Genomic DNA, 25,235 nt, shown 5'->3' with positions numbered 1-25,235 from the left:
CTCAACGACCGCCCCCGCATGACCCTCGGCTGGGCCACCCCCGGTGAGAAAATGGCCCAGCTACTCGGTGTTGCAACCACCGGTTGAGCCCGCCGGTTGAACGGAAACTGTCCAAGATCTCGAACGTTCGGCGGATCAGCCCACGGTGCAGGCGGTGTTGTTGACGGTGAAGGCCGTGGGCTTCGGGTTCGTGCCGGTGTGGTTGCCGTTGAAGCCGAAGCTCGCCGACGCGCCCGGCGCGATCGTGCCGTTGTAGGACAGGTTCGTCGCGGTGACCGCCGCACCGGTCTGGCTGACCGTCGCCGACCAGCCCTGGCTCACGGTCTGCCCGCCGGGGAAGCTGAACCGCAGCGTCCAGCCGTTGATCGCCGTCGTGCCGGTGTTGGTGATCGTCACCGTGGCGGTGAAGCCGGCGCTCCAGTCGGTAGTGGCGTACCCCACCGAGCAGGTGCCGCCGACCGGCGGAGGCGCGGTGGTCACCGCGACCGGCGCGGACGCCGCGGAGGTGTTGCCTGCCGCGTCGACGGCCACCACGTAGAACTGGTACGCCGTTGAGGCCGTCAGCCCGGTGACGGCGAGCGTGCTGCCGCTGGGCGAGCCGACGAGCGCGTCGGTGGCGCCGGCCTCGCGGTAGACCCGGTAGCCGGTGACGCCCACATTGTCGGTCGACGGGGTCCAGGCCAGGGTGAGGCCGGTGGCGGTGACCGCCGAGGCGACCGGGGTGCCGGGGGTGCTCGGCGCTGTCGTGTCGGCGGACCCGGTCGGCGGCGTGGTCACGGTGAGCACCGGGGAGGCCGCCGACCGGTTGCCGGCGCCGTCGCGGGCCACCACGCTGTACTCGTACGTGTGCTCCGGCAGCAGCGTCGAGATGGTGAGCGTGGTGCCGGTGATGGGCCGGTTCACCACCGTGTCGCCGCCGACCAGGACCTCGCGGACGTCGTAGCCGGCGAGGCCGCTGCCGCCACTGTCGGTGGAGGCCGCCCAGGTCAGGGTGACCGAGCGGGGCGCGAGGCCGGACGCGACGGGCGTGCCGGGCACTGTGGGCGCGGTGGTGTCCGGGGTGGCCGGTCCGGGCTCCTCGCCCCAGACCCGCACCCCGCCGGCGTAGAGCGGAACCTTGCGGTTGGGCCCGGCGGTCGCCTGGTACGACGGGTCGTTCGTCGGGTCCCAGGTGCCGCCCTCCGGCACCCCGATCTTGAACTGGACCTCCATCCGGTGCTGCGACTGCCCGGCCGGGGCGATGGTGTAGCCGGTGCAGTCCACCTCGACGTACCAGATGTCGCCGCTGAACTGCTTGGCGGTGGTCGGCGACGGGCAGCCCTGGGTGTAGCCGGAGGTGACCTGCACGGCGCCGGTGCCGTCGGGCCGGAAGTAGTACCGGAACTTGCCGTTGGTCAGGGCCCGGGCCGGGAACGCCGACTTGTTGTAGATGATCGCCTTGAGCCCGGTGGCCCGGGGTTCGGCCTGCATCACGGTGGTCTCCACGGTCAGCTCGTCCATGTCGGGCGTCTCGGCGACCGGGAAGTTGGCAAGCGGGCTGCCGCCGTACTCGGAGGTCAGCCGGACCAGCGCCGAGGTGAAGCCGGCGTTGTAGTCGGTGGCGACCTCGTTCATCACGTAGTCGGACCGGCTGTCGGTGTACGCGTCGTTGGCCGAGGACGGGCCGCCGACCAGCGCGCCGTAGAGGGTGTGCCGGGTCTCGACGGGCACGGTCTGACTGTCCCACCAGGACCCGTGCGCGGTGCGGTGGTGCGGGTTCTTCGGTGCGTTGGTGCCGAACCCGATGACGTAGCTGGAGTTGCGCGGGTTGTCGCCGAGCGCGTAGTTGATCTGTCGGACGGCGAAGTCGTGGTAGCGCGCCTTGCGGGTCGTGTCGGTGGTCTTGTCGCTGTAGACCAGCGCGGCGAAGGAGGTGTTGGCCGCGTAGCGCAGCGCGCCCCAGGAGTCGAGCACCGCCATCCCACCGGGCGAGTACGGCACCCGCTGCCCGTTCACCCCGACGGTCCAGTAGTCCAGCCACCGGTTGGCGTCGTCGACGTACTTCTGCTTGCCGGTCAGGTTGGCCAGCAGCACGTACGCGCCGAACTGCTTGTTGTCCCACGCGATGGTCCACTTGTAGGAGCGCGTGGTGGACTGCGGCTCGGTGCCGAGCTTGTCGTACTCACTCTCGGCCTTGGCCAGGTAGCTGGCGTCGCCGGTGGCCCGGTAGAGCCAGATGGCGCCCCACACCAGCTCGTCCTGCCAGCCGCTCCACGACTTGTAGAACGACGCGGCGTCGGTGATGCACTCGCTGTAGGACTTCCGCACCGTGTCGGCGAAGGTGTACAGCTGCTTCGCGTGGGTGAGCAGCTTGTCCGCGTAGGTCGCGTCGGTGGGCCGGAACACCATCGAGGAGGCGGCCATCGCGGCGGCCGTCTCTCCCGCGAGGTCCGCGCCGCCACAGCTCGCATCGATCTTGTACGCGGGCCGCGCCATCGGCAGCACCTCGGCCGGGCCCCACCACTTGTGGTCGTCGTCGCCCTTGCCGACCTGCCCGTAGAGGACGTTGGCCGACGGGTGCGCCTTGATGAAGTAGTCGTTGACGAAGCGCAGGTTGTTGAGCAGGTGCGGCAGTTGGCCGGAGGCCGCGTAGCCGCTGCGGTACTCCACCGCGCCCCACGCCAGCATGGTGGCGCTGAACGCCATCGGGAAGCCGAACTTGACGTGGTCGCCGGCGTCGTACCAGCCGCCGGTGAGGTCCAGCCCGGCGGCGGCCCCGTCGGTGAGCGCGGAGTCGCCACGCCAGGAGACCCGGTTCCAGTCCGGCAGCGTGCCCGACTGCTGCGCCTCGTAGAAGAGCAGCGACTTCTGCAACGCCTCGGCGTAGTTGAAGGCCGGCGCGGCGGACGCGGGCCCGGCCGGCGGCGCGGTGACCGCGAGGGACAGCCCGGTGAGCAGGGCCACGCCGGCGGTCAGCAACCGCCGGGGCCAGGGCTGGTCGGCGACCGGCGACCGGCCGGGGTGGCCGGTGGACGGCCGGGTCAGGTGGCGCATGAAGGGCTCCTGTTCGGAGGCGCCGCCGGCGGTCGCACCGACGCGGGACGGCGTGGGGGCGGCACGGCCACCGGCGACAGCGGGGTGGCGGTGTGACCATGAACAGCCGTGGAAGCGCTCCCATGGATAAACGACAATGTAATGTGCACGTCGTCGAATGGGAAGCCCGGGTTGCGCGCCAGCGCCGCAGCACTCGGGACCGTTACGGCGACACGCGCACGCCGGCCCGGAAGGTCGACCCGGAAGGCACTTCCCGTCCGAGACGTCGTCCCAGCTCAGACCGGTTGGCCGAGCCATCGGCAGGCCCCTCACATGGATCATGGGCGGCCCCCTCGACCAATCCCGGAGGATTCCTCATGCCACTGCGTCGGCGCCTGACGCGCGCGGCCGTCCGCACGGCCACCGTCACCGACGAACGCCCACGACCGGTTCCGGACATCGCTCCGGGGTCGTCGTGGGCGTTTCGCATGCCTCGCGCTCCGTGACGTCGGAGGTTCCCGGACCCGCCTTCCGTACTGACGGGTAACAAAGCCAACAACCTCACATCATCGATCCGTGTCAATAAGTCGTGTGAGGTAGCCGCTGGTCAGGGCCCTTCGTCGCGAGTCGACCATCGGGCGACTCGGAGCGGCCGACAGCCAGCCAGACAAACGTACGGTTGCTGACCGACTACCGCGCGCGGGACAGTACCGACCATCAGCGGTGCCGTCGACGCCGCCGCTCCCCGGTCAACCCTGAGGAGAACGCGATGGCACTACGACTCGCCGACGGCACCGCCTGGTCCGACGTCCTCGCCCGGGCGGTCGCCGCCACCCCGGAGGCGTTCGGCGCCGAGGTGGACGGCGTCACCACGCTGCACAACCTCGTCGAAGGCGACTGGCGGGCGGTCGGCCACCCCGCGCCGGTCCGCACCCCGGTCGACAACAACGTCGTCATCAACCTGTCCCGACTCGACGCCGAGACCGCCCGCGCCGCGGTCGCACACGCCGCCACCGCGCACCGGGCCTGGGCGCGCACCCCTCTGGACGACCGCAAGGCCCGGGTCTGCGACGCCCTGGACGCCCTCAGCGCCCACCGTGACCTGCTCGCGCTCCTGCTCGTCTGGGAGATCGGCAAGCCGTGGCGGCTCGCCTGCGCCGACGTGGACCGCGCACTCGACGGCGTCCGGTGGTACGTGGGCGAGATCGACCGGATGCTCGCCGACGGTCGCGAGCCACTGGACGGCCCGGTCAGCAACATCGCCTCCTGGAACTACCCGATGAGCGTCCTCGTGCACGCCGAGCTGGTCCAACTGCTGGCCGGAAACGCGGTCATCGCCAAGACCCCGTCCCAGGGCGGCGCGGTCTGCCTGACCGTCGCGCACGCGCTGATGCGTCGCGCCGGGCTGCCCGCCACCCTCGTCTCCGGCGGCGGCGAGGAGCTGTCCGAGGTGCTCGTCCGGGCACCCGAGATCGGTGCGGTGGCGTTCGTCGGCGGTCGCTCCAACGGCGGCAAGGTGGCCGCCGCGCTGCTCGACAGCGACAAGCGGCACTTCATCGAGCAGGAGGGCCTCAACGCCTGGGGCATCTGGAACTTCTCCCAGTGGGACCTGCTCGCCGCGCACCTGAAGAAGGGCTTCGAGTACGGCAAGCAGCGCTGCACCGCGTACCCCCGGTTCGTGGTGCAGCGCGACCTGGTCGACGAGTTCCTCGACATGTACCTGCCGGTCGTGCGGTCGGTCCGGTTCGGTCACCCGCTGGCAGTCGGGGACGACTGGACGGCCGGCGACCCGCTGCCCGAGCTGGACTTCGGGCCGCTGATCAGCGCCGCGAAGGCCGACGAGCTGCGCCGCACGGTCGACGAGGCGGTCCGCGGCGGCGCGGTGCCGCTGCACCGGGGCAAGTTGACAGGTGCGCCGTTCCTGCCCGGGCAGGACACCTCCGCGTACGTGGCGCCGTCGGTGCTGCTCGCCCCGCCCGGCCGGTCCCGGCTGATGCACGCCGAGCCGTTCGGCCCGGTCGACACGATCGTCGTGGTGGACACCACCGACGAGCTGCTGGCCGCCATGAACGCCTCCAACGGCGCGCTCGTCGCGTCGCTGGCCTGCGACGACACCGACGAGGCCGGCAAGCTCGCGGTGGACCTGCAGGCATTCAAGGTGGGCATCAACAAGCCGCGCTCCCGTGGCGACCGGGACGAGCCGTTCGGCGGCCGGGGCGCGTCCTGGAAGGGCGCGTTCGTGGGCGGCGACCTGCTGGTGCAGGCGGTCACCGTCGGCGGCGCCGGTCGCCTCTACGGCAACTTCCCCGACTACAACAGCTACCCCGCCACCTGAGGCCGTGCGGGTCCCCTGTCGACGCCGGGCGCGTCCAACAGGGGACCGGCGGCGTACCGTCGCGAGATGGCGATGATCGAACAGCTCTCCCTGGGCGTGTCCGACCCCGAGCGGGCAGCGAGGTTCTGGGCCGCGGCGCTCGGCTACCGCCGCCGGGCGCCCCGATTCGACGGTGACGAGTGGATCGTGCTGGAGCCGCCGCCAGGTGCGCCGGGCATGGCCGTCGCGATGGACCTCAGCGAGAGCCCGGTGCAGGAGTTTCCCCGGCTCCACATGGACCTGGACGCCGGCGAGCGCAGCCTCGACGAGGAGCTCGACCGGTTGCTCGCGCTCGGCGCCCAGCGGGTGGACTGGCGGCACTACCCCACCGACCCCCACCCCACCGAACCGCCGTACGTGGTCCTCGCCGACCCGGAGGGCAACCGGTTCTGCCTGTCCGGCCGCCGCCAACCCTCCACGCGTTGACGCGCTGTCGAGAGAGGTCCCTTGTCATGCGCCGGGCGACAACACGATGCCCTTCCGCTGTGCGGTGAGCGGGACGGTCAGGGTGAGCAGCGAGCCCTCACGCTCGGTCGAGCTGGGTCGGCCCAGCCGGCGCAGGGTACGCAGCATCGGGGCGTTCTCGGCCTGGACGTGCAGGATCAACGCCGCGTAGCCCGCCCCGTCGGCGTGCTGAACCAGCCGGCGCAACAACGCCGTGCCGAGCCCGCGCCGCTGCCAGTCGTCGCGCACCAGCAGCGCCACCTCGGCCTCGTCGCCCTCGCCGAGCAGATTCGCCATGGCGACCACCGACTCGGCCGCACCGTCGGAGCCGGCGGCCACCGCGACCAGGGTCAGCCCGCGACTCGGCTCCAGCAACCGACGCAGTCGGTCCGGCCGCGGCAGCGCCGCCCCGCCCAGGTAGCGCCGCTGCCGGCTGCGCGTCGAACACCCCTCGTGCAGCTCCCGTACGCCGGGCAGGTCGTCGGCGCAGGCCGGGCGCACGGCCACCTCGACACCGTCGGGCAGCACCAGCGTGACCTGCTCGGCGGCCCGACGGACCACTGTGGCGGCCAGCTCGACCAGGGCCTGCGCCCGGGCGTACTCCGCCGGGGTGAACGCGGGCGCGGCCCGGTGCAGCGCGAAGGAGCCACCCGCCGGGTCCGCCAGCGACATGCTCGTGCCGATGATCCCCCGGTCGACGCCTACCGACGCCGGCCTCCAGCTGACGTCGTCGGCAGCCAGCAGGGTCCGCAGTGCCTCGCCCGTCGCGTCCGGGTCCCGTACCAGCCGGTTGGCCAGCCCGAGGACCCGGGTCGGCTGGTCGGCCAGGCCGCGCGCCTCGCTGCGCGCCACCCAGCAGTCCCGGCCACGACCCCGCTCGACGGCCGCGACCAGCTCGGCCTCGTCGAGCGCGTCCGGCGCGTCGACCAGGAAGTCGTCCACCGCGCCCAGCTCGGTGGGCTGCACCTGCACGGTGAGGATGTTGACCCCGCGCAGCGCGAGACTCGCGGTGAGCACCGACAGGTAACCCGGCCGGTCGTCCACTGTCGCTCGGATCCGCCACAACGTCATGGTTGGCTCCCTTCCCCACGTCAGAGCCTCGCCCCCGGCTGTTGCCGCCCGATTGCTCGGCCGTGTCGGCCCGGGAACACCCAGGGGCCGCTCAGGGGCCGGCGACGACAGGTGGTGCGCCGACCAGGTCCAGTCGGTCGCCGAGAATCACCGCGCTGGCCCGGACGAGCTGGGTGAGCCGGTCGACCTCCGTGCTGTGGAAGCCCGCCGCGCAGAGGGTGTCGCTGTGCTCACGGGCCACCACCAGCACCAGGCCGGCCCGGCCGAACGGGGCGATCGCGTGGTGGGTGCCGTCGGGTGTGGTCATCGAGCGGCCGCGCAGCGGGGTCACCTCGGGCAACCGCACGGGTACGGGAGCACGCCAGCTCGCGTGACCCACTGTGGCGCCACCGCCCCCGGTGCGTGACGCCCAGTCCACCGGGACCACCGCGGCGACCGCCCAGTCGGCCGCCAGCAGCCCCGGCACCGCGTCGACCAGGGTCGCCAGCCCGTCGGCCGGGTTGGCCGCGACCTGCGCCAGCAGCTCCGCGTCCTGGCCGGTGGTGGTGGGCGCACCGATCGCCCGCCACACGCCGTCCACCCGTACGCCGGGAATCGCCGCGAGGCCGGCCAGCAGACGCTCGACCCGTGCCGCGCCCGGCCACACGACCGTGAAGTCGTCCACCGCGCGCCCGCCGAGACGTTCGAGGACCACCACCTGGACGATGTCCGCGCCGGAGACACCCAACGTGCGGGCGACCTGGCCGAGGGTGCCCGGACGGTCCGGCAGGGTGACCCGAACTCGCAGCAACATGTCTGTCCCTCCGCTCGGCGGGCCGGCGACGGCCGGCAGGCTGCTCACAGCCTGCATGTTGACCATTTCGTCCCTGTTGCAGAGGCATGTCCCGAGCGGAAATTCCGGCGGCTGGTTACGGGGTGGAACCGGACGCCGACGCTCAGGGGAGCCCGCCCAGGGGCAGAACCGGTGTGGAGGCGAGCTGTGCGTGGTAGTCGGCGGCGGACGTCTCCCGGCCCCACTGGGGCATGCCGGTGGGCAGGTCCAGTGGGTCGGTCTCCACCTCGATGAGTGTCAACTGGGCCGGGGGGCCGTCGATGCCGGCCAGGATGGCGGCCAGCTCGCCCTCGGTACGGGCGACGTGGGCGGTGAAGCCCCTGTCCCGTCCGAACACCGCCGGCAGATCCGTGTACCGCCAGTTGTCGATGTCGTTGTACGGCTGGTGCCGCCCGTCGACAGCCCGTTCGACGGTGTAGCCGCCGTTGTTGACCACGATGATGATCGGGCGTTGGTTCGTGGCGAGCATCCGGCTGATCTCCTGCACTGTCAGTTGCAGTGATCCGTCGCCGGTGACCAGCACCGTCCGTCGATCCGGCGCCGCCACCGCGGCACCGAAGGCGGCCGGGGTGGCGTAGCCGATCGAGCCCCAGATGGGCGGCCACACGACTGTGACGTCGGCGGGCAGGCGCATCGTCGCCGTGCCGAAGGACGGGGTGCCGGTCTCCGGGACGAAGATGTCCCCCTCGCGGAGCATCCGCTGGATCGCCGGCCAGAGCCGTGCCTGCCGGATCGGTTCGGTGCTCGACGGATCGAGTGCGGGCGGGTCGGCCACCAGCAGCGGCGCGCGTGACCACTCCGCCGTACGGTTCGGGGCGATCTCGTGCAGGCACCGCAGCGCCGCCGGCAGGGCGACCGGGGCGAAGCGGGTGCCGGCGACGACGGCGGCGTCGCGGTGCAGGCTGATGACCCGGTCCACAGTGATGTCGGCGGTGAACAGGCCGTCCCAGTCGAAGAACGTGGCGCCCACGCAGACAAGCGCGTCCGCGTCCTCCACCACCGCGCGGACCTCGTCGACGCTGTCACCGCCGTTGTAGGCGCCCACGTAGTGGGGGTCGGACTCGTCCAGCAGTCCCCGTCCCAGCGACTGCGCGGCGACCGGCCAGTTCCGTTCGGCGGCCAGGGCGGTGACGGCGGCACCGAGGTCAAAGCGGATCGGCAGGTTCCCCACCAGCAGGGCGGGCCGCTCGGCACCGGCGAGCAGCCGCCGGGCGGCGGTGGCGAAGGCGTCGAGCTGTCCGGGCGAGACGACGGGCTCGGGGCGGGTGAACGGTCGCCCCGGCACGGCGATCTCGGCGTGGGCCACGTCGCCGGGCATCCGGACGTAGACCGGACGCTGCTGCGACCAGCACTCGGTGAGCACCCGGTCGACCTCTCCCAGCGCGTTCTGCGGGGTCAGCGAGGTCTGGGCGACAGTCACCTCGCGTGCCACCCGCACCCAGTGGTCGAAGTCGCCGTCGGCGAGCGAGTGGTGCATGGAGGTGCCCTGCCGCATGATCTCCTCGGTCGGACCGCCGACGATCGAGACGATGGGCACCGACTCCGCCATGGCCCCGGCGAGGGCGTTGACCGCCGACAGCTCACCGGGACCGAACGTCGTGAGGATCGCGGCCACGCCGGCGAGGCGGGCGTATCCGTCGGCGCTGTAGCCGGCGTTGAGCTCGTTGCAGCTGCCGACCCACTCGATCCCGTCGAACGCCTCGATCTGATCGAGGAAGTCCATGTTGTAGTCGCCCGGCAACCCGAAGACATGGCGTACTCCGAGGTTGTGGAGCCGGCTGAGCAACAGCTCGCCGACAGTCGTCGTACCCTCGCTCGCCTGCACCACGATCGCCCTCCGCCGCTCCGGAGACCGCTGCCGCGGTCCGGCCATGAAGACGATATCCGGGCAAATGTCGCAACGATGGGGGATTGTCGACCGGGTGGCTCGACCGGCGCGACGCCACATCGCCTGGCCAAAGCGCTGACGATGACACGTCAGACGTATCTGACCTTGACAACGTGAACGGCCTGCCATCAACTAGTCGGATGAGTGATCCGGCCGTCGATGCGTCACGGCCGACGGCCGTTCCGGCCTCACCCGCGGGTCTGGCCCTGGACCGACTCGCCGACCATCTGGCGCAGCACCGACCCGAGCTGGCCGCCGGGCCGCTGCGCGCCCACCTGATCGCGGGCGGCAAGTCCAACCTCACCTACCTGCTGCGCATCGGCGACCGCGAGGTCGTGCTGCGCAGGCCACCGCTGGGGCACGTGCTGGCGACCGCGCACGACATGGCCCGCGAGTTCCGGGTCATCTCGGCGCTGGCGCCCACCGAGGTGCCGGTGCCCGGCGCGCTGCTGCTCTGCACCGACCCCGATGTGATCGGCGCACCGTTCTACCTGATGGAGCGGATGCCCGGCGAGGTGTTCCGCACCCGCGCGCAGACCGACCCGCTCGGCGACGACCGACGACGGGCCCTCGCCATGGCGATGATGGACACCCTCGCCGCGCTGCACACCGTCGAGCCCGCCGCCGTCGGGCTGAGCGACTTCGGCCGCCCCGAGGGCTACCTCGCCCGGCAGGTCCGCCGCTGGGCCGGGCAGCTCGACCGCTCGCGCAGCCGCGACCTTCCCGGCATCGACGAGCTGCGGGACCTGCTGGCCGCGACCGCCCCGGAGGGTGCGAACGCCGGCCGGATCGTGCACGGCGACTACCGGCTGGACAACCTTCTCGCCTCGGCCGACCCGGTGGCCGTGCACGCCGTCCTGGACTGGGAGATGGCCACCCTCGGCGACCCCCTCGCCGACCTGGGACTGCTCCTGACGTACTGGGATGTCCTCGGCGGCAGCGACACGGCCGAGGGCAACCCGGTCGCGGACGGGCTCGGGCCGCGCGCCGGCTTCCCCACCGGCGCCGAACTGATCGACAGGTACGCCGGGCGCAGCGACGTGGACGTCGGGCCACTGCACTGGCACGTGGCGCTCGGCTGTTTCAAGCTCGCGGTGATCTGCGAGGGCATCCACTACCGCCACACGCTCGGGCAGACGCTCGGCGAGGGCTTCGACCGGATCGGCGAGATGGTGGCACCGCTGGTCGCGCACGGGCTGACCGCCGCCAGGGAGCGGTGATGGACTTCTCGTACGACGCCCGGACCGAGGAGCTGCGCGACGAGCTGACCCGGTTCCTCACCGAACACGTCTACCCGGCCGAGGCGGTGCACGCCGAGCAGGTCGCCGCCGGTGACCCGTGGTCGCGTACCCCAGTGCTGGCCGAGCTCAAGGCCGAGGCCCGCAAGCGCGGCCTGTGGAACCTGTTCCTGCCCGATCCGCGTTACGGCGCCGGCCTGACCAACCTGCAGTACGCGCCGCTCGCCGAGCTGACCGGGCGCAGCCCGCACCTGGCGCCGGAGGCGGTCAACTGCGCGGCGCCGGACACCGGCAACATGGAGCTGCTGGCCGAGTTCGGCTCGCAGGCGCAGCAGGAGCGCTGGCTGATGCCGCTGCTGGAGGGCGAGATCCGCTCCGCGTTCTGCATGACCGAGCCGGACGTGGCGTCCTCCGACGCCACCAACATCGCCACCCGGATCGTCCGGGACGGCGACGAGTACGTCATCAACGGCCGCAAGTGGTGGTCGTCCGGCGCGATGGACCCGCGCTGCGAGATCTTCATCGTGATGGGCAAGACCGATCCCGACGCCGACCGGCACCGCCAGCAGAGCATGGTGCTGGTCCCCCGGGACACCCCCGGCGTGCACGTCCGCCGGGGCATGACCGTCTTCGGCTACACCGACGGCTCACACGGTGGGCACGCCGAGATCGACTTCGTCGACGTCCGGGTGCCGGCGGAGAACCTGATCGGCGCCGAGGGCACCGGCTTCGCCATCGCCCAGGCGCGGCTGGGCCCGGGTCGGATCCACCACTGCATGCGATTGATCGGAATGGCTGAGCGGGCACTGGAGCTGCTCTGCCGCCGGGCCAACGAGCGGGTCGCGTTCGGCCGGCCGCTCGCCGAGCAGGGCGTCGTCCGGGAGTGGATCGCCGAGTCGCGGGTGCGCATCGAGCAGGCCCGCCTGCTGGTGCTCAAGACGGCCTGGTTGATGGACACCGTCGGCAACAAGGGCGCCCACACCGAGATCCAGGCCATCAAGATCGGCACGCCGGCGATGGCGGAGTGGGTGATCGACAAGGCCATCCAGGGGTACGGCGGCGCGGGCGTCAGCCAGGACACGCCACTGGCCGCCCTCTGGGCGCAGACCCGCACCCTGCGCCTCGCCGACGGCCCCGACGAGGTTCACCGCAACTCCCTCGCCAAGCGCGAACTCCGCCGCTGGGCCTGACCTCCGCCGCTCAGGCGGAGGCGCGGTGGACCAGCTGCGTGTCCAGAAGGATGTGCGGGGCCGGCAGGTCGTCACCGCGGATGCGGGCGACCAGCAGGCGGGCCATCTGTCGGCCCATCTCCTCCACCGGCTGGAAGACGGTGGTCAGCGGCGGATCCGCCTGTTGGGCGATAGTCGCGTCGTCGAAGCCGATCACCGCGACGTCCTCGGGGACACGTCGACCGGCCTCGCGCAGCGTACGCAGCGCGCCGAACGCCATCAGGTCGGACGCCACGAAGACGGCGTCCAGATCCGGGCAGGAGTCCAGCAGCCGACGCATGGCGGCTGCGCCGCTGCCCTCGCTGAAGTCGCCGTACGCGATCAGGTCGGGGTTGACGCCGCCGCCGGTGGCCTTGACCGCCTCGGTGTAGCCGGCCAGGCGGGCCAGGCCGGCGCCCATGTCCTGTGGCCCGGCGATGGTGCCGATGCGTCGACGCCCCTGCCCGGTCAGGTACTCCACCGCCTGCCGGGCCCCGCCAACGTTGTCCACGTCGACGAACCAGGCCGGCTGGGCGCCGGGTTGCAGCATGCGGGCGGGCCGACCGCCGAGCACCGCGGGCAGGCCGCGCTCCTCCAGCAGGGTCGGCAGCGGGTCGGAGTCGTGCAACGACAGCAGCAGTACGCCGTCGACGTGCTGGTTGGTCAGGTGGTGCTCGACCCGCTCCCGCTCGACCGGCGACTGGGCCATTGCCAGCCAGAGCTGCATCGGCGTTTCGAGCAGCGCGGAGCTGATGCCGCGCACGATCGAGGCGAAGAACGGCTCGGTGAAGACCCGCTCGCCGGACTCGGACACCACCAGGGCCACGGAGTCGGTGCGCTGGGTGACGAGCGCGCGGGCCGCGCGGTTCGGCACGTACCCCAGCTCGGCGATGGCCTGCTGGACAGCGGCCCGGGCCTCCGGGCTGACCTGGGGCGAGCCGTTGACCACGCGGGAGACCGTGCCTCGACCCACGCCGGCGCGCGCCGCGACCGCGTCGAGGGTCGGGCGCCCGAGCGACCGGGTGCGCTGCGTTGTCATCGTCTGCTCCTCCGACGGCGGGCGGGCCTGGCGCCACCCGAGGGTGGGCACCAGGACCGCCCTGATGGCTGGCCCGAGCCTATTGTGCGGCCAGACCGTTGCGTCGGATCACCGAGGCGTACCACCTGGCGCTGGACTTGGGGATGCGAAGCTGGCTGTCGTAGTCGACGTGGATCATGCCGAAACGCTTCGTGTAACCCCAGGCCCACTCGAAATTATCCATCAGTGACCAGGCGAAGTATCCCCGCAGAGGCACGCCCGCGTTGATCGCCTCGTGGCAGGCGCGCAGATGGGCGTCGAAGTAGGCCAGCCGCTCGGGGTCGTCGACCTCCCCGTCGACGACCGTGTCGACGAACGCGGAGCCGTTCTCGGTGACGTACAGGGGCAGGTCGGTGTACTCGTCGTGGACCCGCCGCAGCGTCTCGACCAGGCCCGGGGCGTCGATCTCCCAGTCCATGTCGGTGACCGGGAATCCCCGGCTGACGAAGCGGACGTCCTCGCTGCCCGGCCAGCACGACGGTTCCCGCCAGTACGGCTCGGGCTCGGCGCCCTCGACCGGCGCGGCGACCACGTGCCGGCTGTAGTAGTTGATCCCGACCAGGTCCAGCGGCGTGGCGATGGTCGCCAGGTCGCCGTCGCGGACGTGGTCGAAGTCGGTCACCGGCCGCAGGTCGGCGACCAGGTCCTCCGGGTACGACCCGCGCAGCAGCGGGTCGAGGAAGAAGCGGTTGGCCAGCCCGTCGATCCGCCGGGCCGCGTCGATGTCGGCGGGGGTGTCGCTGGCCGGGTCGACCGGGTACAGGTTGACTGTCACGCCCACCTCGGCGGTGGGGCGGGCGGCCCGCAGCGCCTGCACGGCCAGGCCGTGCCCGAGCATCAGGTGGTGCCCGGCGCGGACCGCGTCCGCGCCGTTCGACCGGCCCGGGGCGTGCACACCGGAGCCGTACCCGAGGAACGCCGAGCACCACGGCTCGTTCAGCGTCGTCCAGTAGCGCACCCGGTCGCCGAGCGCGTCGGCGACGAGCGTCGTGTAGTCGGCGAAGCGCGCCGCGGTGTCCCGCGACGGCCAGCCGCCGGCGTCCTCAAGCTCCTGCGGCAGGTCCCAGTGGTAGAGGGTCAGCCACGGCTCGATGTCGTGGGCCAGCAGGTCGTCGACCAGACGACTGTAGAAGTCCAGGCCCTGCGGGTTGGCCGCGCCCGAACCGCCGGGCTGCACTCGGGGCCAGGAGACCGAGAAACGGTACGACTTCAGGCCCAGCTCGGCCATCAGGGCGACGTCGTCGCGGACCCGGTGGTAGTGGTCGCAGGCCACGTCACCGGTGTGTCCGTTGACCACCAGGCCCTCGGTGTGGCTGAAGGTGTCCCAGATCGACGGGGTGCGGCCGCCCTCGGCCGCCGCCCCCTCGATCTGGTAAGCCGCTGTCGCGGCGCCCCACAGGAAGCCGGGTGGGAAGGTCAGCCCGGGGCGCTCGTCGAGGACGTCGACGGCGGGTGGGCTGGCGGGGTTGCTCACGACTTGACGGCACCTTCCATGATCCCGCCAATGATCTGGCGGCCGAACAGAACGAACACGATGAACAACGGAAGGGTCGCGATGAGCGTACCCGCGAAGATCTGAGAATTGTCCGCGAAGTACGCGGTGTTCAGACTGCGCAATGAGATCTGCACGGTCGGGTTGGCCGGGTCGGCGAGCACCACGAATGGCCAGAAGAACTGGTTCCACTGCTCCATGAAGGTGAGCAGCCCGAGCACTGCCGCCGCGGGTCGCAGCGCCGGCACCACCACGTGCCAGTAGACGCGCCAGGTGGAGCAGCCGTCGACGCGGGCCGCCTCGATCAGCTCGTTGGGCACCGCCTGCTCGGCGTACTGGCGCATCATGAAGATGCCGAATCCGCCGATCAGGAACGGCACGGTCACCGACGGCATGGTGTTCAGCCATTCCAGCTTCGCCATCAGGATGTACAACGGCAGCACGCCGAGCTGGATGGGAATCATCATCGAGGCCAGGATGATGAGCAACAGCGCGTTCTTGCCGCGGAAGCGCAGTTTCGCGAACGCGAAGCCGGCGAGCGAGCCGAAGAACACGGTCGCCACCGTGATCGTGCCCGACACCAGGAACGAGTTCATCAGGCCCTTGACGATGTTCGCGTCGCCGTTGTCGAGCACCCGCTGGATGTTCTCGCCCAGTTTGCCGCCCGGCAGGAACGGCGGCGGCCAGGAGTTCGCGGCGTCGCTGGTCCGCGAGGCGATGACGATCATCCAGTAGAACGGGAACAGCGACAGGATCACGCCCAGGACGAGCCCGAACCAGGTCAGTGGGCTGGCCGTCCAGAGCTTCTCCGCCCGGTGGCGGATGCCGTTGCGCCCGGCCGTCGGTGGCTGGACCGCCGGCGGTCGCAGAGTGGTACTGGTCATGGGTGGGCCACCCTCACTTGTCGGAGCTGATTCGGCGGGCCAGCAGGTAGTTGAGGAACGAGACGGACGCGATCAGCAGGAAGAGCACCAGTGCGACGGCACCCGCGTACCCCCACCGGAACCGCTGGTTCATGACGTCCAGCAGGTACATCGTGATCGTCTGGAACTGACCCTCCGTGCCGCCGGAGAGCGCGCCCGAACCGCTGGTGAACATCAGCGGCTCGGTGAAGAGCTGCAGACCGCCGATGGTCGAGATGATCAGCGTGAAGATGATTGTGGGACGCAGCTGGGGGATGGTGATCGACCAGAACTGCCGGCGCTGGGAGGCGCCGTCGAGGGCGGCCGCCTCGTACACGTCCTTGTTGATCGACTGCATCGCCGCGAGGTAGATCAGGGCGTTGTAACCCACCCACCGCCAGTCGACCATCGTGGCGATGGCGAACCAGGAGGCGAAGCGGTTGGCCCGCCAGTCGACGGGGCCGACGCCGACCAGGTCGAGCAGCCAGTTCATCAGGCCGAACTCGCGGGCATAGATCATCGAGAAGATGAGCGCCACCACTGCGGTCGAGGTGATGATCGGCATCGCGATGGCCAGCCGGAAGAACATCTGACCGCGGATGCGCCGGTTCAGGGCGTTCGCCAGCAGCAGGGCGATGATCAGCTGCGGGATGGTGGAGAGGGCGAACATCCCGAAGGTGTTCACCACCGCGTTCCAGAACTGCGGATCGTTCGTGAACAACTCGACGAAGTTGTCCAGACCGACGAAGCTGATCGTCGCGTTCATCGGTGACCTGTCGGTCATCGCGATCCAGAACGTGTAGACGATCGGGTAGACGCCGAAGATCGCGAACAGCACGAAGAACGGCAGGACGAAGACGTACGGGGTGAAGCGCAGGTCCAGCCGGTTCAGCTGCCGGCGGCGCGCGGGTGAGTGCCGCGGAGCGGGACGCGACCGGCGGGCCGACGCATCCGGTGGCGCGGGGGTCTTCAGGGAGCTCATGAGCGGTCCTTCACACTCGGCGACGCCGTCGTGGGCGCCGCGGCAGGGCGTTCCGACGCGGGTTCACGGGTGGTGCCGGAGCGGCACCACCCGTGAGCGCGTCACAGCCGTTACTTGCCTGCGGCCTGGCCGTTCTTCACCGCGTCCTGCCAAGCGGCGTCGGCGGCCTTGCCCTGCTCGATGCTGCGCAGCGCGTTCTCGACCGCGTCCCGGACCGCCTGGTTCTTCGGGCCGAGGTAGACCGGCTTCAGCTCCTTCGCGCCGGCGGCGAAGATCTTGCCGATCGGCGCTCCGCTGAAGTACTCGTTGGTCGCGGCCAGCACGGCCGGGTCCTCAAGAGCCTGCGGCGACGAGGGCAGGTTGCCGACCTTCTTGAACGCCTCGGTCTGGCCCTTGGCGTTGGTGAGGAACTTGGCCAGCTCGGCGGCTTCCTTCTGGTGCTTGCTGGACTTCGGCACGGCCAGCCAGGAACCGCCCCAGTTGCCGCCGTTGCCCGGCGCCTTGGCGACGTCCCACTTGCCGGCCGCCGCGTCACCGGCCTGACCCTTGATGACACCCGTCATCCACGCCGGGCAGCCGATGGTGGCGAAGCTGCCGTTCTTGAAGCCGGCGTTCCACTCGTTGGAGAAGCTGCGCAGGTTGTTCGACAGACCCGCGCCGATCATCTTGGTGGTCGTCTGGAACGCGGTCTGCACGGCCGGGTTCTCGCCGATGACGAGCTTGTTGCTCTTGTCGAAGTAGGTGTAGCCGGTGCCCGCGCCCGCCGTCTGCATCAGCACGATGTTGTAGAAGTTGGTGGCCGAGTCGACGAACTTGTGCTTCTTGTCGGCGGCGGCGAACTTCTGCCCCTGGGCGATGAAGTCGTCCCAGGTCGGCCAGAGGGCGCCAACCTGCTCGCGGTCGGTCGGCAGGCCGGCGGCCTTGAAGAGGTCGCTGCGGTAGCAGACGGCCATGCCACCGACGTCGGTGCCGAGACCGAGCACCTTGCCGTCGGGGGTGACGCCACCCTCCCACTTCCAGGGCAGGAAGTTGGCCTTGAGGTCGTTGGCGCCGTGGTCGGCCAGGTTCACGAACTTGTCGGCCTGCGCGAAGAACTGCACGATCGTGCCCTCTTCGAGCGCGACGACGTCGCCGGCGCCGGCGCCGGCGGTGATCTGCTGCGTCAGCCGGGTGTTGTAGTCACCGAGGCCGAGGCCCTTGCCGCGCTCCTGGATGGTGACGTTCGGGTGCTCGGTCTGGTACTGCTTGTAAAGATCTTCGTATCCGAAGCCCTGGTCGCCGAAGACGTCGACGACCAGAGTGACCTTGCCGCCGCCCGAATCGGACGACGAGTCGTCGCCGCCGCAGGCGGTCGCCGAGGCGAGTACGGCGACGGACGCGAGCGCGATCGCCGCAAAGCGGCGACGTGAGGTGACGCTCATCCTGACCCCTCTCAAGTGGTGAGGCTTGGTGTGTCGTGCGTGGTGGGGGGTGCTGCAGCGCCCCTGCCGTCGCCGGACCGGTGGTCCCCGGTGGTCCTGAACGATCTGGGGAGAACTGTGAAGGAGACTTCCGCCACTCCCCCGGGAGCGCTCCCATGAGATTGCCGGGGCGCTACCAGGGTGTCAATAGACCATTGGGAGCGTTCCCAGATCGTTACCGCCCTGTTTCGGGCCGGCACCGCAGGTGACGAACGCCGGCCCGTACGCCCGGTCGGGATCAGCAGAAGCGACGCAGCAGTGTGGTCGCGACCGTGGGATCGAAGAACGTCGGATCGAAGCCCGCACCGACCCAGTCCCGCAGCACCGGCGCCTCCGGATGGGTCGGATCAGCCAGGGCCGCGAGCAGCGCCTGGTAACCCGGCGGCCCGCCGATGCCCTCCGGAGGGCAGGCCCGCTCGCCGTCCAGGCAGACCGGGTACCGCTCGTCCTGGTCGGCGGTCAACGCGTCCTCGACGACGAGGTCGTGCTCCCACCAGTCACCGAAGTCGTACGTGTAGGAGAACCTGCTGCCCTTGCCGAGGACGGCGTCCAGCCGGACGTCCAGCTCGTCGTGCAGCGCCAGGCCCCCGTCCGGGTCCGGCTCGCCGTACGCCACCGCGTCGATCTCGAACGAGTGCAGGTGGCAGTCCCGCCAGCCCATCGCGTGCTGGGCGACCCGGTGCAGTCGGTCCAGCGTGTAGCCGGCCGGGACGAGCACCCGGCGCCACACCGACGGACGTACGCCGGCGAGGGACATCTTCAACTGGAAGATCTGACGCGGCATGCTGTCCTGTCCTCCGGCGGCTTAGGCTGCGAGCATGATCTGCCGAGCGTGCCGGGCCCGGCGGCACGACGACTGCCCGGGCCGGAACTGGTGCGACTGCCAGCACCGTACCGCCGAACCGACCCCTCCGGTCACCGGTCCGGCCGGCGAATGACGGTCGGAATTCCGATCCGGCGGCTCTGGCCCGAGCCGTCAACCCAGCCGCTCGACGACGCCGGGCTGACAGCGCTCTACCAGCGCGCGGACCAGCCCCGACTGCGGGTGAACTTCGTCGCCAGCCTGGACGGCGCGGTAAGTGTGGACGGCTACTCCGCCGGCCTGTCCGGCGAGCCGGACAAGCGGGTCTTCGGCGTACTGCGGATGCTCTGCGACGCCCTGGTGGTGGCCGCCGGCACCCTGCGCCACGAGGGTTACCGGGCGGTCCGCCTCGACGAGCGCCGCCGCGCCTGGCGCCGGGACAACGGGCTGGCGGAGTATCCGACGCTGGTGGTCGTCTCCGGCTCCCTCGACCTGGACCCGGCGCAGGCGGCCTTCGCCGACGCCCCGGTCCGGCCGATCGTGCTCACCCGCGCCGCCGCCGCCCCGCCGCCCGGCCTGACCGACGTCGCCGACCTGCTGCGCTGCGGGACCGAGCGGGTCGACCTCGCCGCCGGCCTGGCCGAACTGCACCGGCGCGGGCTCACCCAGCTGCTCTGCGAGGGCGGCCCGCACCTGCTCGGCGCGCTCACCGCAGCGGACCTGGTGGACGAGCTGTGCCTCACCGTCGCGCCACTGCTCGCCGGCGCCGGCGCGGGCCGGATCAGCGCCGGCGACGCCAGCGCGCCCCGGCACCTGCCGCTGCGGCACGTGCTCGCCGCCGACGACGGCGTCCTCATGCTCCGCCACGCCCGCCAGTGACGAACCGTCGCCCGGTCACACACCCAGCGTCGCGAGTGTGACCGGGCATCGTGTCCTCCGCCGCGTCGCGTGGCGACCTGTCGTACTCCTCGGGCAGGATGCACGTCATGCGCGCCGACCGTGATGCCCGACCGAGCCGAGTCGCCCGATGACCGACGCCGACCACGACGGCCTGGACGGCCCGGGCCAGCCGGTCGGCCGGGTCCTCGGCACCGCCGACGCGACCCCGTTGCAGTTCTGGACGGCCGTGGCGCCCGGCAGTTACCTCCAGCTCGACGACGTGGTGGTCACCCGCCGCGAACTGCCCGACCGTGAGCCGGTGACGATCGCCGGGGTGGTCACCCAGGTCCGGGCCCGGCACGAGGGCGCCCAGTTCGACTCGGACGTGTTCGCCATCGCCGACGGCACGCTTCCCGCCCAGGTGCAGGAGGCGGCCGAGGTCACCACCACTCGGGTCGACCCGGAGTTCTACGTGCCGCCGACCCCGGGGGCGGTGGTGCACCGGGCCGAGGGCGACGCACGCGCACGCGCGCTGCACTTCGACCGGATGGAACGGCGCATCCCGATGGGCATGGGTCGCGACGGGGTCCCGGTCTACCTGAACGCCGACTTCCTCGACGGCAGCCGCGGGGCGCACGTCTCCATCTCCGGCATCTCCGGTGTGGCCACCAAGACGAGCTTCGCCACCTTTTTGCTCTACTCGGTGTTCCGATCCGGCGTCCTGGGCGGCGACGCGGTGAACGCCAAGGCGCTGATCTTCAACGTCAAGGGCGAGGACCTGCTGTTCCTCGACCACCCCAACACGCGCCTCGACGAGCCGACCCGAGCGGCGTACGCGAAGCTGGGCCTGAGCGCCGGCGCCTTCCCCGACGTGCGGGTGTACGCCCCGCCGCGCCCCGGCGACTCGTCCGGCACTCCCGACGTGAGCAGCCGCCTCACCGGCGTGGACGCCTTCTACTGGACGCTGAGCGAGTTCTGTGCCGACCGCCTGCTGCCGTACGTCTTCGCCGACGCCGACGACGAGCGCCAGCAGTACACGATGGTCGTGCACTCGGTCACCGCACACCTGGCCCGCTACGCCCAACCCGCCGACGGTGGGGTGAGCATCGACGGGGTCCGGCTCGGCTCCTACGGCGACCTCGTCGACCACATCGTCGATGCGCTCAACGACGACGAGACCCGCTCCGACTGGGCGGGCAGCGCGGTCGGCCTGGGCACCGTCAACGCGTTCGCCCGCCGGCTGATCGGCAGCAAGAAGGACCTCGCCCGGCTGATCCGCGGCGACCTGGCGACCCGTCGCCCGCACTCGATCAACACCAGCGAGTCGGCCCAGGTGACGGTGGTCGACCTGCACAACCTTCCGGACCGGGCCCAGCGGTTCGTCGTCGGCGTGACGCTCAAGAGCGAGTTCGAGCGCAAGGAGAAGTCCGGCACCGCCAAGCCGTTGCTGTTCGTCGTCCTCGACGAACTCAACAAGTACGCCCCCCGGGAGGGCTCCTCCCCCATCAAGGAGGTGCTGCTCGACATCGCCGAGCGGGGGCGGTCGCTCGGGGTCATCCTGATCGGCGCGCAGCAGACGGCGAGCGAGGTGGAGCGGCGCATCGTCACCAACTCGGCGATCCGGGTGGTCGGCCGGCTCGACCCGGCCGAGGCGTCCCGCCCGGAGTACGGGTTCCTGCCGCCCGCGCAGCGGCAGCGGGCGCTGCTCGCCAAGCCGGGCACCATGTTCGTCAATCAGCCGGACATCCCGGTGCCGCTCTGCCTGGAGTTCCCCTTCCCGGCGTGGGCGACCCGGGTCTCCGAGGCGGGCCGCGCCCCCTCGGAGACGCTGCGTTCGATCACCCAGTCCGCCGACCCGTTCGCCGTGGTGGGCTCCGGCGGCGGCACCGACGACGACATCCCGTTCTAGGCAGGGCCGGTGCAACTGTGAAGATCCTGCACACCTCCGACTGGCACGTGGGCAAGGTGCTCAAGGGGCAGTCCCGGGCCGAGGAGCACAAGGCAGTCCTGGCCGGAGTGATCGACATCGCCCGTGCCGAACAGCCGGACCTGGTGATCGTCGCCGGTGACCTCTACGACACGGCCGCGCCCACCTCGGAGGCGACCCGGCTGGTCACCCGGGCGCTGACCGCGCTACGGCGGACCGGCGCGGACGTGGTCGCGATCGGCGGCAACCACGACAACGGCCCGGCGCTGGACGCGCTGCGGCCATGGGCCGAGGCCGCCGGCATCACGCTGCGCGGCGGCGTGCGCGAGAACCCGGCCGAGCACGTGATCGACGGCACCACTGCCGGCGGGGAACGGTGGCAGCTGGCCGCGCTGCCGTTCCTGTCCCAGCGGTACGCCATCCGCGCGCTGGAGATGTACGAGCTGACCGCCGCGGAGGCCAACCAGACGTACGCCGACCACCTGGGCCGGGTGCTGGGCCGCCTCACCGAGGGCTTCGCCGAGCCGGACCGGGTGCACCTGGTCACCGCGCACCTGACGGTGACCGGCGCGGCGGCCGGCGGCGGTGAACGGGACGCGCACACGGTGCTCGGCTATGCGGTGCCGGCCACCGTCTTCCCCGCGACCGCGCACTACGTGGCGCTGGGCCACCTGCACCGGGCTCAGCGCGTCGAAGGCCCGTGCCCGGTCCGGTACAGCGGCAGCCCGCTCGCCGTCGACTTCGGCGAGCAGGAGAACGTGCCGTCGGTGACGATCGTCGAGGTGACCGCCAGCACGGCCGCGCGGGTGCGGGAGGTGCCGGTGACCGCGGCGAGCGCGCTGCGGACGGTCCGCGGCACGCTGGCCCAGCTCGCCGAGATCGAGGCGCCCGACGCCTGGCTGCGGGTGTTCGTGCGGGAGCAGCCCCGCGCGGGCCTGCGCGAGGAGGTCCAGGAGCTGCTTCCCCGGGCGCTGGAGATCCGGATCGACCCGGAGCTGCTGGCGGCGCCGGGCAGCGGCACGCGGATCGCGCAGCGGTCGGGGCGTTCCCCCCGTGAGTTGTTCGGCGACTACCTGGACAGCCGGGGCCACGACGACGAGGGCGTACGAGAACTCTTCGACGAGCTCTTCGAGGAGGTCGAGCACTGATGCGTCCGATGCGGTTGGACATGGCCGGGTTCACGGTCTTCCGGGACGAGACCACTGTCGACTTCACCGACGCGGACTTCTTCGCGCTGATCGGCCCGACCGGCTCGGGCAAGTCCACGGTGCTGGACGCCATCTGCTTCGCCCTCTACGGCACGGTGCCCCGCTGGGGTGGCGCCCGAGGGCTGGCCAACGCCCTCGCGCCGTCGGCGACCGAGGCCCGGGTGCGGCTGGTCTTCGAGTCCGGCGGTGCCCGGTACGTGGCGACCCGGGTGGTGCGCCGGGACGGCCGGGGCAACGTGAAGACAGCGAACGCCGGGCTGCAGGTGATGCCGGCCGGCTTCGACGTGACCAAACTCGACACCGGGTTGAGCCCGGACGACCTCGGCGAGGTGATCGCCGGGACGCCCGCCGAGATGGAACACGCGGTGCTGGAGGCGGTCGGGCTGCCGTACGAGCAGTTCACCAGCTGCGTGGTGCTGCCGCAGGGCCAGTTCGCCGACTTCCTGCACGCCAAGCCGGCGACCCGGCAGCAGATCCTGGTCAACCTGCTCGGCCTCGGCGTCTACGAGGACGTGCAGAAGCGGGCCACGGCGCGCGCCACTCAGGCGGAAGCCCGGCTGGACGCGGTCGATCAGGTGCTCGCCGGCCTGACGGGGGTGGACGACGAGGCGTTGGCCGAGGCCGACGCCCGGGTGAGCCGGATGGCCGAGCTGGCCGACGCGGTGACCGGGGCAATGCCGGAGCTGGCGGCGGCCCGGGCACGCGCGCGGGAGGCGGCGGCCGCCCTGACCGCGCTCGACGACGAGCTGGGCGTGCTGTCCGGGGTGCGCGCCCCGCGCGGGGTGGCCGAGGTGGCCCGCGCGGTGACCGCGGCCCGGGCCGAGGCCGACGCTGCCGCCTCTGCGGTGTCGCTGGCCGAGGAGCGGGAGGAGAAGCTGCGCGGTGAGCTGGCCGGCGCGGGTGACGAGAGCGCGCTGCGGTTGCTGCTGCGGGCGTACGACGACCGGGATCGGCTGACCGGCGAGGCCGACACGGTCCGCGCGGCCGTGCGCGCGGCGGACGAGGAGCACGCCACGGCGGTCGCGGCGCTGGCCGCCGCCCGCGCGGACGCCGAGCGGGCCGAAACCGAGCTGGAGGCGGCCTTCCGGGCGCACGAGGAGGCGAAGGCCACCGACCTGGCGGTCAGCCTGCGCGTGCACCTGCATCCCGGTGCGCCCTGCCCGGTGTGCGAGCACCCGGTGGCCGAGGTGCCGGCGGTTCCGCCGGACTCGGCGGTGGCCGCCGCGACGGCCGCCGGCAAAGCGGCGCGGGCCGCCACCAAGGCGGCGCAGACGGTGGTGCAGCAGCGCGACGCCGCGGCGCGTGACCTGGAGCGGCTGCTGGTGCAGGCCCGCGCCCGGCAGGAGCAGGTGGACGCCCGGCTGACCGAGCTGGGCGGGCAGCTCGCGGGCGCGGCGGAGCCGGCGGTGCTGCGCCGCGAGTTGGCCGAGCACGCCCGGCTGCGACGCGCCCTGGACGAGGCGGCGACCGCCGTACGGGCCGGCCGGGACAGCGCCCGCCAGTCGCGCGCGGGTGTGGACGCGGCCGAGGAGCGTCTGCGGTCGGCGTGGCGGGGCTTCGACACGGCCCGTGACGCTCTGGCGCGGTTCGGTCCGCCGGCAGCCGACCGGGACGACGTGGCGGCCTCGTGGGCGGCGCTCACCGACTGGGCGGCGGCCGAGGCCGAGCGCCGTCGCGCGGACCGGGCCGGCCGGGCCACAGTCGTCGCCGACGCCGAGGCGGCGGCCGACGCGGTGCAGCGGCGGATCGCCGACCTCTTCGCCGCCGCCGACGTGCCCGTCGGCGAGGACCCGGTGCACGCCGCGACGGTGGCCGTCGAGCGGGCCGAGGCCGACCGTCGCCGGCTCGCCGAGCGCCGCGAGCAGGCCGGCACGTTGCGTGAGCAGCGGGCCGGACACGAGCGCGAGGCGCAGGTGGCGCGGGCCCTCGCGGGGCACCTGCGGGCCAACAACTTCGAGCGGTGGCTGCTGGCCGAGGCGTTGGACCTGCTTGTCGACGGCGCGTCGGGGATCCTGCGCGAGCTGTCCTCGGGCCAGTACGAGCTGGTCCACGACAAGGGCGAGTTCTTCGTGGTCGATCACCACGACGCGGGGCTGCGCCGGGGTGTGCGCACCCTCTCCGGCGGCGAGACGTTCCAGGCGTCGCTGGCGCTGGCGCTGGCGCTCTCCGAACAGCTGGCCGGCATGTCGACGACCGCGGCGAGTCTGGAGTCGATAGTCCTGGACGAGGGCTTCGGCACGCTGGACGCGGCCACCCTGGACACGGTGGCCGCGACCCTGGAGAACCTGGCCGCCCGGGGTGACCGGATGGTCGGCGTGGTCACGCACGTCGCGGCGCTGGCCGAGCGGATCCCGGTCCGCTTCGAGGTGCGCAAGGATGCCCGCTCGGCGCGCGTCGAACGGACGGGCCGGTGAGCGCGAGGAGTGCAGCGCAGCGGA

The 25,235-nt window shown here is 71.9% G+C and carries 18 protein-coding genes; 8 read left to right on the top strand and 10 right to left on the bottom strand.

Translation table 11 applies throughout. From position 1 onward, the window contains the following. Positions 1-135: 135 nt before the first annotated feature. The gene (locus tag AB0B97_RS30810) at positions 136-3,033 is read right to left on the bottom strand and encodes a glycoside hydrolase family 9 protein (RefSeq protein ID WP_357498623.1); all 2,898 of its coding nucleotides are present in this window, start codon (positions 3,031-3,033) and stop codon (positions 136-138) included. A 748-nt stretch (positions 3,034-3,781) separates the two neighbouring features. On the opposite strand from AB0B97_RS30810, the gene AB0B97_RS30805 reads away from it, so the two are divergent. Both AB0B97_RS30805 and AB0B97_RS30800 read left to right on the top strand, forming a co-directional pair. After that, positions 3,782-5,347, top strand: a complete 1,566-nt coding sequence (locus AB0B97_RS30805; protein ID WP_357498621.1) for an aldehyde dehydrogenase family protein — start codon at positions 3,782-3,784, stop codon at positions 5,345-5,347. A 66-nt stretch (positions 5,348-5,413) separates the two neighbouring features. After that, on the top strand, positions 5,414-5,812 hold the full coding sequence (locus AB0B97_RS30800) for a VOC family protein (RefSeq protein ID WP_234581579.1): 399 nt from the start codon (positions 5,414-5,416) through the stop codon (positions 5,810-5,812). A 24-nt stretch (positions 5,813-5,836) separates the two neighbouring features. Here the strand turns inward: AB0B97_RS30800 and AB0B97_RS30795 are convergent, their stop codons facing one another. The 3 genes from AB0B97_RS30795 to AB0B97_RS30785 all read right to left on the bottom strand — a co-directional run bounded on the left by AB0B97_RS30795 (position 5,837) and on the right by AB0B97_RS30785 (position 9,558). Beyond that, positions 5,837-6,901: a GNAT family N-acetyltransferase gene (locus AB0B97_RS30795; protein WP_357498619.1), complete on the bottom strand. Its 1,065-nt coding sequence runs from the start codon at positions 6,899-6,901 to the stop codon at positions 5,837-5,839. 91 nt (positions 6,902-6,992) lie between these two features. Next, on the bottom strand, positions 6,993-7,694 hold the full coding sequence (locus AB0B97_RS30790) for an amino acid-binding protein (protein ID WP_234581576.1): 702 nt from the start codon (positions 7,692-7,694) through the stop codon (positions 6,993-6,995). A 142-nt stretch (positions 7,695-7,836) separates the two neighbouring features. Next, a complete protein-coding gene (locus AB0B97_RS30785) occupies positions 7,837-9,558 on the bottom strand; it encodes a thiamine pyrophosphate-binding protein (protein WP_357498642.1) in 1,722 nt (573 codons plus the stop codon). 203 nt (positions 9,559-9,761) lie between these two features. On the opposite strand from AB0B97_RS30785, the gene AB0B97_RS30780 reads away from it, so the two are divergent. Together AB0B97_RS30780 and AB0B97_RS30775 are read left to right on the top strand one after the other, a co-directional pair. Continuing rightward, positions 9,762-10,841 (top strand): phosphotransferase family protein, encoded by a 1,080-nt coding sequence (locus AB0B97_RS30780; RefSeq protein ID WP_357498616.1) that lies wholly within the window; start codon positions 9,762-9,764, stop codon positions 10,839-10,841. Then, positions 10,841-12,049, top strand: a complete 1,209-nt coding sequence (locus AB0B97_RS30775) for an acyl-CoA dehydrogenase family protein (protein WP_234581574.1) — start codon at positions 10,841-10,843, stop codon at positions 12,047-12,049. The genes AB0B97_RS30780 and AB0B97_RS30775 overlap by 1 nt, the downstream gene beginning before the upstream one ends. A 10-nt stretch (positions 12,050-12,059) precedes the next feature. On the opposite strand, the gene AB0B97_RS30770 is transcribed toward AB0B97_RS30775, so the two are convergent. The 6 genes from AB0B97_RS30770 to AB0B97_RS30745 form a co-directional block, all read right to left on the bottom strand. After that, positions 12,060-13,106: a LacI family DNA-binding transcriptional regulator gene (locus tag AB0B97_RS30770; protein WP_234581573.1), complete on the bottom strand. Its 1,047-nt coding sequence runs from the start codon at positions 13,104-13,106 to the stop codon at positions 12,060-12,062. A 79-nt stretch (positions 13,107-13,185) separates the two neighbouring features. Continuing rightward, positions 13,186-14,619 (bottom strand): GH1 family beta-glucosidase, encoded by a 1,434-nt coding sequence (locus AB0B97_RS30765; protein WP_357498613.1) that lies wholly within the window; start codon positions 14,617-14,619, stop codon positions 13,186-13,188. Next, entirely contained in the window at positions 14,616-15,461 is an 846-nt protein-coding gene (locus AB0B97_RS30760; protein WP_234581704.1) for a carbohydrate ABC transporter permease, read from the bottom strand. The genes AB0B97_RS30765 and AB0B97_RS30760 overlap by 4 nt, the downstream gene beginning before the upstream one ends. 73 nt (positions 15,462-15,534) lie before the next feature. Then, complete coding sequence (locus AB0B97_RS30755; protein WP_357498611.1) at positions 15,535-16,521, bottom strand: sugar ABC transporter permease; 987 nt, start codon at positions 16,519-16,521, stop codon at positions 15,535-15,537. Positions 16,522-16,631: 110 nt separating this feature from the next. Continuing rightward, the gene (locus AB0B97_RS30750) at positions 16,632-17,942 is read right to left on the bottom strand and encodes an extracellular solute-binding protein (RefSeq protein WP_357498609.1); all 1,311 of its coding nucleotides are present in this window, start codon (positions 17,940-17,942) and stop codon (positions 16,632-16,634) included. A 277-nt stretch (positions 17,943-18,219) separates the two neighbouring features. Next, the gene (locus AB0B97_RS30745) at positions 18,220-18,765 is read right to left on the bottom strand and encodes a plasmid pRiA4b ORF-3 family protein (RefSeq protein WP_234581569.1); all 546 of its coding nucleotides are present in this window, start codon (positions 18,763-18,765) and stop codon (positions 18,220-18,222) included. A 150-nt stretch (positions 18,766-18,915) separates the two neighbouring features. Between AB0B97_RS30745 and AB0B97_RS30740 the strand changes: the two genes are divergently transcribed. The 4 genes from AB0B97_RS30740 to AB0B97_RS30725 all read left to right on the top strand — a co-directional run bounded on the left by AB0B97_RS30740 (position 18,916) and on the right by AB0B97_RS30725 (position 25,211). Further along, the gene (locus tag AB0B97_RS30740) at positions 18,916-19,662 is read left to right on the top strand and encodes a pyrimidine reductase family protein (protein ID WP_357498607.1); all 747 of its coding nucleotides are present in this window, start codon (positions 18,916-18,918) and stop codon (positions 19,660-19,662) included. A 148-nt stretch (positions 19,663-19,810) separates the two neighbouring features. Continuing rightward, positions 19,811-21,571, top strand: a complete 1,761-nt coding sequence (locus AB0B97_RS30735; protein ID WP_234581567.1) for an ATP-binding protein — start codon at positions 19,811-19,813, stop codon at positions 21,569-21,571. 17 nt (positions 21,572-21,588) lie between these two features. Next, positions 21,589-22,737 carry an exonuclease SbcCD subunit D gene (locus AB0B97_RS30730; RefSeq protein ID WP_234581566.1) on the top strand — a complete coding sequence of 383 codons (1,149 nt, stop codon included), beginning with the start codon at positions 21,589-21,591 and terminating at the stop codon, positions 22,735-22,737. Next, positions 22,737-25,211: an SMC family ATPase gene (locus tag AB0B97_RS30725; protein ID WP_357498604.1), complete on the top strand. Its 2,475-nt coding sequence runs from the start codon at positions 22,737-22,739 to the stop codon at positions 25,209-25,211. The genes AB0B97_RS30730 and AB0B97_RS30725 overlap by 1 nt, the downstream gene beginning before the upstream one ends. The last annotated feature ends 24 nt before the right edge of the window (positions 25,212-25,235 follow it).

This window comes from Micromonospora sp. NPDC049004, assembly GCF_040649315.1.
In the GTDB taxonomy this organism is placed as follows: Bacteria; Actinomycetota; Actinomycetes; order Mycobacteriales; family Micromonosporaceae; genus Micromonospora.
This window is presented reverse-complemented; position numbering and strand designations above follow the sequence as displayed.

Excerpts from the sequence above, each read along its gene's own strand:
- AB0B97_RS30780 (WP_357498616.1), top strand. The coding sequence starts at position 9,762 with ATGAGTGATCCGGCCGTCGATGCGTCACGGCCGACGGCCGTTCCGGCC.
- AB0B97_RS30790 (WP_234581576.1), bottom strand. The coding sequence starts at position 7,694 with ATGTTGCTGCGAGTTCGGGTCACCCTGCCGGACCGTCCGGGCACCCTC.
- AB0B97_RS30805 (WP_357498621.1), top strand. The coding sequence starts at position 3,782 with ATGGCACTACGACTCGCCGACGGCACCGCCTGGTCCGACGTCCTCGCC.
- AB0B97_RS30770 (WP_234581573.1), bottom strand. The coding sequence starts at position 13,106 with ATGACAACGCAGCGCACCCGGTCGCTCGGGCGCCCGACCCTCGACGCG.
- AB0B97_RS30800 (WP_234581579.1), top strand. The coding sequence starts at position 5,414 with ATGGCGATGATCGAACAGCTCTCCCTGGGCGTGTCCGACCCCGAGCGG.
- AB0B97_RS30810 (WP_357498623.1), bottom strand. The coding sequence starts at position 3,033 with ATGCGCCACCTGACCCGGCCGTCCACCGGCCACCCCGGCCGGTCGCCG.
- AB0B97_RS30775 (WP_234581574.1), top strand. The coding sequence starts at position 10,841 with ATGGACTTCTCGTACGACGCCCGGACCGAGGAGCTGCGCGACGAGCTG.
- AB0B97_RS30735 (WP_234581567.1), top strand. The coding sequence starts at position 19,811 with ATGACCGACGCCGACCACGACGGCCTGGACGGCCCGGGCCAGCCGGTC.
- AB0B97_RS30795 (WP_357498619.1), bottom strand. The coding sequence starts at position 6,901 with ATGACGTTGTGGCGGATCCGAGCGACAGTGGACGACCGGCCGGGTTAC.
- AB0B97_RS30725 (WP_357498604.1), top strand. The coding sequence starts at position 22,737 with ATGCGTCCGATGCGGTTGGACATGGCCGGGTTCACGGTCTTCCGGGAC.
- AB0B97_RS30745 (WP_234581569.1), bottom strand. The coding sequence starts at position 18,765 with ATGCCGCGTCAGATCTTCCAGTTGAAGATGTCCCTCGCCGGCGTACGT.
- AB0B97_RS30740 (WP_357498607.1), top strand. The coding sequence starts at position 18,916 with ATGACGGTCGGAATTCCGATCCGGCGGCTCTGGCCCGAGCCGTCAACC.
- AB0B97_RS30750 (WP_357498609.1), bottom strand. The coding sequence starts at position 17,942 with ATGAGCGTCACCTCACGTCGCCGCTTTGCGGCGATCGCGCTCGCGTCC.
- AB0B97_RS30755 (WP_357498611.1), bottom strand. The coding sequence starts at position 16,521 with ATGAGCTCCCTGAAGACCCCCGCGCCACCGGATGCGTCGGCCCGCCGG.